This window comes from uncultured Thiodictyon sp., from assembly GCA_903837595.1.
Lineage (GTDB): Bacteria > Pseudomonadota > Gammaproteobacteria > Chromatiales > Chromatiaceae > Thiodictyon.
Genome location: CAILVI010000533.1, coordinates 56,271 through 62,840 on the forward strand (window position 1 = coordinate 56,271; position 6,570 = coordinate 62,840).

7 protein-coding genes are annotated in these 6,570 nt (G+C 63.1%); 5 read left to right on the top strand and 2 right to left on the bottom strand.

Going from position 1 to position 6,570, the window contains the following annotated elements; all coding sequences use genetic code 11:
* Positions 1-11: 11 nt before the first annotated feature.
* On the bottom strand, positions 12-2,147 hold the full coding sequence (locus QZY44_RS32530; RefSeq protein WP_295457463.1) for a discoidin domain-containing protein: 2,136 nt from the start codon (positions 2,145-2,147) through the stop codon (positions 12-14).
* A 296-nt stretch (positions 2,148-2,443) separates the two neighbouring features.
* Between QZY44_RS32530 and QZY44_RS32535 the strand changes: the two genes are divergently transcribed.
* Positions 2,444-3,235, top strand: a complete 792-nt coding sequence (locus QZY44_RS32535) for a class III extradiol ring-cleavage dioxygenase (protein WP_295457465.1) — start codon at positions 2,444-2,446, stop codon at positions 3,233-3,235.
* Positions 3,236-3,469: 234 nt separating this feature from the next.
* On the opposite strand, the gene QZY44_RS32540 is transcribed toward QZY44_RS32535, so the two are convergent.
* Entirely contained in the window at positions 3,470-3,601 is a 132-nt protein-coding gene (locus QZY44_RS32540) for a hypothetical protein (protein ID WP_295457469.1), read from the bottom strand.
* Positions 3,602-3,685: 84 nt separating this feature from the next.
* On the opposite strand from QZY44_RS32540, the gene QZY44_RS32545 reads away from it, so the two are divergent.
* The 4 genes from QZY44_RS32545 to QZY44_RS32560 form a co-directional block, all read left to right on the top strand.
* Positions 3,686-4,030 carry a hypothetical protein gene (locus tag QZY44_RS32545; RefSeq protein WP_295457471.1) on the top strand — a complete coding sequence of 115 codons (345 nt, stop codon included), beginning with the start codon at positions 3,686-3,688 and terminating at the stop codon, positions 4,028-4,030.
* A gap of 79 nt (positions 4,031-4,109) precedes the next feature.
* On the top strand, positions 4,110-5,255 hold the full coding sequence (locus tag QZY44_RS32550) for an alpha-hydroxy acid oxidase (RefSeq protein ID WP_295457474.1): 1,146 nt from the start codon (positions 4,110-4,112) through the stop codon (positions 5,253-5,255).
* A 31-nt stretch (positions 5,256-5,286) separates the two neighbouring features.
* Positions 5,287-6,084 (top strand): PHB depolymerase family esterase, encoded by a 798-nt coding sequence (locus QZY44_RS32555; RefSeq protein WP_295457477.1) that lies wholly within the window; start codon positions 5,287-5,289, stop codon positions 6,082-6,084.
* Between the two features lie 262 nt (positions 6,085-6,346).
* A partial coding sequence (locus QZY44_RS32560; protein WP_295457481.1) for a type VI secretion system contractile sheath small subunit occupies positions 6,347-6,570 on the top strand: 224 nt, incomplete at its 3' end.

Consider the following 6,570-nt stretch of genomic DNA (forward strand, 5'->3'; position numbering starts at 1 on the left):
CGGCCAGCGGCCTAATGTGCAAGAGCGCCCAGCCGCACGACGGTCAATGAATAGGCCGGGATGGTGACCGGCAGCGCGGGTGCGGTGCGGGCCACCGGTCCCTGATTGACGACCGGGCCGCCCTGCTCGCCCGCCGGATGCCATTGATATTGGCCGCGAGAGAATTGAGTCAGGGCCACTGCCCCGGGTGCCGGGGTGGGGCCCTTTGGTGCCAGGAAATCGACTGCCAGGTCATAGGCGTTCGTTGGGTCCTTGTTGAGGACCAGGAGGCTCCAGGTGTCGTCGGGTAGTCGCAGGGCAAAGGCGCTGACGCGCGGCAGGCCAAAGACCGTGCCGCCAGCGATGGCGACCGGCAGGAGTTGGTGGGGCGCGTCGGGCGGGCCGACCCAGTCCTGATTGATCAGTCGCGCTCCATGATAGGTCGCGGTGGTGGAGCGGATGCTCATTTGCTCGTCTGCCAAGAACAAAGCATTGTTCCCCCATGAGTTACAATTGAGCTCATCCATGATCTCCGCGGGCTCCAGCCCGTACAGATAGACCCGCGCGGCGCCCTCCTGCAAGGCGAGACCCACCGTCTCTGCATTCAACAAGGCGCCTTCGATGTCGACCTCGGCCCGGCAGCCGAAGGCGGAGTAGCCATATTCGGTGATCATCCAGGGCAGTGTCCGGGGCAGCCCATCGGCGCGCAGGCCCTCAAGGACCGAGCCGAGAATGCGCGGGTGCATGGCCAATTGCAGCGACGCCTCGCCGCAGCAGTCGTCGAAGGGATACCACTCAAAGGTGAAAAAATTGAAGTCGCCCTCGCGTCCGCGCGAGCGCAGATAATCCATAAAACGGGTCATCCAGGGGCGCTTCTCATCATTGATCGGCCAGGAGCGATAGCCGTCGATGGCGGTCTGAAAGCCGGGTCCGCCAAGCTGTAGCTTCGGATCGATCTGGTGCAGGACGGTGGCGACCTGTAGGTAGAGTGCGCCATAGTCCTCCGGGGTGGCGTATTGCCCGTCCGGCTCCTCGCCCATTTCTATCTGCAGGACCGGATGCCCCTGGCGCTTGAGATAGGCGATCATCGCCCCCGCATTCTCGGGGGTGTCATAAAGCAGCGGCACCGGGATGAGCGGCGCACCGGTGTCGGACAGTCCGCTGCCATAGAAGGCGTCGAGCCCCGGTTGTTCCGTATCGGGGTCACGGTCCTTCGCAGTGTGCCAGGGATCGGTCGATGAGACGAACATCGCGGTCTGCCGACGCGCGTCCTTGGCGTGGGTGATCCGGTCCTGGAATACGCCTTTCTCGTCGATGGTACCAATGCCAAGTTCCCGGATGGCGTAGCCGATGGAGTCGCGGATATCGGAGGTCGCCGGCGCCGCGTCGGCGGCGTGCTGCAACAGCAGCAGACGGACGAAACGCGCCTTGACCGGCTCGGCGGCCAGTCGGCGGGTCTCGGTGCCGCCCTGGCCGTCCGCGATCTCCCCTTGTGGAAAGGCGGCCCAGGCGTTGCAGATGCGATTCTCGACGTAATCGGCGTGGAGATTGGTACAGTATTCCATCCGCCAGGCGCGGGCGTGCGGTTGGCCCCATTGGATACGCACCGCATCGATCGGCAGCGGCTCTTTCAGGTCGACCACCACCCATTGTGGGTGGCGCGCGTTGTCCTCGTGGGTAAAGTGCTGGTCGAGATAGGGATTGGACTTCCAGAAGCTCGCCGCGTCGCCATCGTCCAGGCGTGAATAGCCGTCATTGTTGGCCTGGTCACCGCTGGTGCCGCGCCGCGGTAAGCGATAGCCGTAGGAAATGTCGATGGGCCGCCCCGGCGTGGTATCGGATAGCCAATAGCCCGACTTGCCATCGGCGCCGCTGAAATGCCCGGCCGGGTTCCAGTGCCAGGACTCCACCGCGAGTTCGGTGCGCAACCGATAACTGAAGGGTCCGAAACCGACGTCCTTCATCCGGGCCAGATTGGCACCGCGCAGCAGTCGACGGGTGACGCCTGCCTCGTGGCCGTCGATGCCGGCGCCGAAGGTGTCCGCGGGGACAAAGGTCGCGAGCGGCTTGGCGTTCGGGTCGAGCGTGATCGTCACGGTCTCGTTCGCGGTGGCCGTTGGCACCCAGGCGGTGAGCGCGATCAACAGAAGTCGGTGGGGATGGTTCATCGGATCGTTACGGTTCGCGTGCTGTGCGGGCTCAGGTCGAATGTTCAGGGTCGCGGCGCCGTGAGCCACAGGCTGGTCGCAGCGATACCCAGGGTGCAGAGTGTAACCGGGACGCCTACCTGCCGTGCCGCCCAGTCGTCGTCATGGCGCCCAAGCCACTAGGGTCCGCTGCGCGGACCCGCGACCGTCCAGTCTGTTGCGTAAGAGACAACAGAGATTTCCATAATATGGAGCTGTCTTTTGCTCGATCTCGGACCCAGATTGGTACCCAGACCAACCAGCCACAGACCCCATCAATGAAACCGCTCCACCCAGTCCTCTTTGTTTCCCATGGCGCGCCCGACCTCCTGCTCGACCCAGGCACCACCGGGCAACTCTGGTCCGAGCTTGGGGCCTCGCTCCCGCGCCCGAGTGCCATCCTCGCGGTCTCCGCGCACTGGGACTGCGCCGTCCCGACGGTGAGCCTGGCGACGGCGCCCGAGACCATTCACGACTTCGGCGGCTTTCCGCGCGCCCTGTACTCGCTGCGTTATGACGCACCGGGTGCTCCGGCGCTCGCGCAACGCGTGGAGGGACTATTCACGGCGGCGGGAATCCCGGTGTCCGCCGCCTCGACCCGCGGCCTCGACCACGGCGCCTGGGCGCCGCTGCGCCTACTCTACCCGGCGGCGGACATCCCGGTCACCCAACTGGCGATCCAGCCCCAGGCCGGTCCGGGCTGGCATCTGCGCTTGGGTGAGGCGTTGCAGCCTTTGCGGGAGGAGGGCGTGCTGATCCTCGCCTCCGGTGCGGTGACCCACAACTTCGGCTGGCTGACGGTCGGTGCGACGCAACCGTATCCCGCCGCGGAGGCCTTCGCCGATTGGCTCGCCGAGCAACTTGCCGGCCCCGGGCATGAAGACCTGCTCGACTACCGCCGCACTGCGCCTCACGGCGGTGCCGCTCACCCGACGGAGGAGCACCTGCTGCCGCTGTTCGTGGCCCTGGGCGCGGGCGGGCAGGGCGCACCGCAACGCTTCGCCCCCGGATTCACCTATGGCGGGCTCGCGATGGATGTCTATCTCTGGCCGGGTAGCGGCGCTGCATAGCGCCAGGCTGCGGGCTTGACCTCGGGCGCGCAACCTCTCGTGACACCGCTCCAGCGGTGTGACGCATGTGTTGGGCGCTCTGCGCCCTGGCGCCGTCGGCTGAAGTGACGATCAAAGCCCCCCTCATTGGCCGCGTTGACCGGACCCAGATCAACGAAAAGGGGTTGCAGGGCATCGGCAATGTGGCGAAACTGGCACTGAGATAGTGGCCGAACTGGGCGATACCTCCCGGAGTTAGCCGCTAACCCGCTCAGCCGCGAGGCGCGAAAAGGATTCGGTGTGCAGTCCCTTCAGGAACTCCTCGACCCGGCGGGTGTACCACGGACGCGTACTCTCGGGCAGGCTGCGGTGCGCGAGCAGGTTCATGACCCACTATTTCGTAACCTTGTTCGTCTCATCAAGGGCTTAAGGAAAGGCGTGATGATTCATCTACCATTAAGAGCTTGAGCTATGAAAAACACCCTATTTGCGTTCCTCCTTGTCCTCCCCGTCCATGCCTATGCCTTTGACTATTTGAAGTTTGCGGTCGAGGATACCCTTAAGTGTGCTCATCCCACCGTCAAGGAGGGTAAAGCCGAAATTGCCGTCAGTCCCAGCAAGCAAGGAGACAAGGAAACAGCCCGGGTGAAGATTTTCTACAAAGGTATGCTCAAGGCTAATTCAATGTTAGTGGAATATGCCATCATGACGACGTCCTCTGGCAATCTGATTCAGGCTAAGGTTTTGGAGGATACCAGCAGTATCCCAGCCAAGAAATGTAATTATTTCAGTGGTTGGCAAGAGTTAAAAGAGTAGAGTGGGCAGGCAAAGAGACGTCTAGCCATTCTACAAAGATTGCGGTCGACAGTACCCGGAAAGAGGTCTTTCTCGCGCTATGCGCTTAAGCAACTGTCATAACTTCCACGATTTCCGGGAACTGGCCAGGCGCCGGCTGCCGGGTCCGATCTTCGACTACATCGACGGCGGTGCGGACGATGAGGTGACCTATCGCCGGAACACGGCGAGCTTTGAGCGCTGCGACCTGGTGCCCGACGTCCTGCGTGGGGTGGCGAACGTCGATCTGTCCGTGACCGTCATGGGGCAGCGGCTTGCGGTGCCCTTCTATTGCTCGCCGACGGCCCTGCAGCGCCTGTTCCACCATCAAGGGGAACGCGCAGTCGCGGCTGCCGCATCACAGTACGGGACCATGTTCGGCGTATCGTCGCTCGGCACCGTCAGCCTGGAGGAGTTGCGTAAGGCCTACTCGACGCCGCAGATGTATCAGTTCTATTTTCATAAGGACCGCGGGCTCAATCGCGCCATGATGAGCCGCGCGCGCGAGGCGGGTGTCGAGGTCATGATGCTGACCGTCGACAGCATCACCGGCGGTAACCGCGAGCGGGACCTGCGTACCGGCTTTGCGATTCCGTTTAAGCTGACGCTCGGCGGCATGCTGCAATTTGCGCTCAAGCCCATGTGGGGCCTGAATTATGTAACCCACGAACGGTTCAGTCTGCCGCAATTGGACCAGCACGTCCACATGGACGGTGGCACGATGTCGATCGGACGCTATTTCACTGAGATGCTGGACCCCGCCATGAATTGGGATGATGTGGCGGAAATGGTCCAGGAATGGAACGGGCAGTTCTGTCTGAAGGGTGTCATGTCGGTGGGAGATGCGAAGCGCGCGGCGGAGATCGGCTGCACCGGCATTGTGTTATCCAATCACGGTGGTCGACAGCTGGATGGCTCGCGCTGCGCGTTCGATCAGTTGGCGGAAGTCGTCGATGCCGTGGGGGAGCGCGTGGACGTGATGATGGATGGCGGGTGCCAGCGCGGCACGCATGTCCTGAAGGCACTTTCGCTCGGCGCGAAGGCGGTGGGCCTCGGGCGCTTCTATCTATTCCCGCTGGCAGCGGCGGGCCAAGCGGGTGTCGAACGGGCGCTGGGCCTGCTGCGCGCGGAGATCGAGCGCGGGATGAAGCTGATGGGGCGTGCGTCGATCAGCCAGCTCTCGCGCGACAATCTGCGGTTCAGGTAATATGAGAGCGCCCATCCTGGCCGGTGCTGCGATGGCGCTGCTGGGTTGCGGCCTGGTCTCACTACCGACTGGTGTCTGTGCGCAAGATGGCGCGGCCTGCGGGACCTGGCGGGAGCGCCTCAAGCAGCGTTGGATGAATGCGCGGCAGGAACGCTCGGTGTCCGCTGCCCCTGCACTTACCGGTTCAAGGATCGACCAACCGGGTGACTATCGCTTCGCCATCGTGCACGACGGACTGACGCGCTGGTATCTTGTGCATGTTCCGCGGATCTACCGTGCGACAGTCCCAGCGCCGATGGTCCTGGCGTTTCATGGCGGTGGGGGCGACATGAATCATATGGCAAAGGACCAGTACTACGGTTTGATCTCAAAATCCGAGGCAACCGGCTACATCATGGTCTTTCCGAATGGATTCAGCAGGCTTGGTTCCGGCAAGTTCGCTACCTGGAATGCCGGGAGCTGCTGTGCCGGTGCGCGCGACCGCAATGTCGATGACGTCGGTTTCGTCAGGGCGATGATCGGCAACCTGACCGCTCAGCTCAACATCGACCGCAACCGGATCTATGCAACGGGGATGACGAACGGCGGCATGATGGCCTATCGCCTGGCATGCGAGATGGCCGACACATTCCAGGCGATCGCCGCGGTGGCTGGAACGGACAACACGATGCACTGTGCGCCGAAGGTGCCGGTCTCGATTCTGCATATCCATGCCAGAAATGACGACCATGTGTTTTACGGCGGCGGCGCCGGCAAGATGGTCTGGGATAGGTCCAACGTGTCGGATTTCATTTCGGTCCCGGCGACTATTGCGAAGTGGGTTGAGTAAAATGGCTGCGCTGCAACACCGCAGCGCGTGCCTGAAAGGCCGGGTGCCTATTGTGACAGGTATTCGTCATGCCGGGGTCAGGTGGCGGTGCAACTCTGCGTCACCGCGACCGGTGGGCACTCATGGCCGGGTGGGACCAGGCCGCGCGGTGACGAGCCCCCTTCGGGAGCGATTGCGGCCAACGATGTGATGTGGGCATTCTTTGACGCGACCTGGGCCGCGCGCACTCAAGCGAACGGCCGGCAATGATTCGGAGACCGAAATGAAACAGCCACACCTGCAGTTTGACTTCAGCTTCGCGAGATCGGCGGGGGCGCATCCACGCGACGATGCCGATCCGTTTCGCATTCTGGTATTCGGCCGGTTTGGCGGCGCCGCCCCCCTTCCCTTGGTGCAGCGTAAGCCGATCCGTGTCGACATCGACAACGTTGAGCAGGTCTTCGCGCGGCTCGCGCCCCGACTCGAACTGGTGCTCGACGGCAACCC